This window comes from Rhodococcus jostii NBRC 16295, assembly GCF_001894825.1.
GTDB classification, from domain to species: Bacteria; Actinomycetota; Actinomycetes; order Mycobacteriales; family Mycobacteriaceae; genus Rhodococcus_F; species Rhodococcus_F jostii.
The window spans coordinates 1-985 of record NZ_BCWY01000224.1 but is presented as its reverse complement, the minus strand read 5'-3'; the positions used below and the strand labels follow the sequence as shown (position 1 = coordinate 985).

Below are 985 nucleotides of genomic sequence, written 5' to 3'. Positions count from 1 at the left end.
GTGTCCCGAGTCGACGCCTCACGGTGTCGACGTTGGCCTGCACCATGCGGTGCGGGTCTTCCCGTGGCAATACCCGTTGCCCGCACGGTGCGGGACTGACATGGGTTTCCAGCGGGCTCGTTTTCCGTCGCCCCGCAACTCGGGGAGGACGCCTCAACCAGGGCCGCAAGGTTGCGGGCCGCGTTGAGGTCACGATCAATGCTCATCCCGCAGGATTCGCAGACAAAAATGCGTTCGGACAGGCGCAGCTTGGCTTTCACCACACCACATCCCGAACACGTCTTGGAACTGGGATACCACCGGTCCGCCACGTGCACCCGCTGCCCGGACCAGCCGGCCTTGTACTCGACCTGACGACGGAACTCACCCATCCCGACACCGGCGATGTGCCGGGCCAATCTTCGGTTGTGGACCATCCCGGCCACGTTCAGGTCCTCGACCACCACCACGGTGTGCGAGCGGACCAACCGGGTCGAGAGCTTGTGCAACCCGTCACGGCGGGCGTTCGCCACATAGCTGTGCAGACGCGCGATCCGCGCATGAGTCTGTCGCCACCGCTTCGACGGCTGCCGCCCGGTACCACGATCAGGGCCTTGCCGTCGCGCCGCCTGACGCCCGAGCCGTCGCAACTCTTTCAGGGCGTGTTCGAGGTGTTTCGGGTTCGGCACCACCTCACCGGTGGACAGGACCGCAAGGGACTTGACCCCCAGGTCCACCCCCACCACCGATTCCGGCAGCGTCGGCGCTAGACCACATCGTTCGACCTCCACGGAGAAGGACACGAACCAACGACCGGACCCGAACGACACCGTCGCCGACCGGATCCGCGCCGTCCCGGCCGCGACGCGGCGGGCGAGCTTGCGGGTGGACTCGTGGGTCCGCACGATCCCGATCCGGGGGAGTTTCACGTGCCGACGATCGGTGTCGACAAGCCCGAATGCCCCGGTGGTGAACCGGCACGACAACCCCGCACGTTTGCCCTTGA

General features: G+C 66.6%; 1 protein-coding gene. It reads right to left on the bottom strand.

Translation table 11 applies throughout. The features are described 5' to 3' along the window. Positions 1-965: IS607 family element RNA-guided endonuclease TnpB (gene tnpB, locus RJ1_RS44855; protein ID WP_255284980.1), on the bottom strand; the 965-nt coding region annotated here is incomplete at its 3' end. Positions 966-985: the final 20 nt, after the last annotated feature.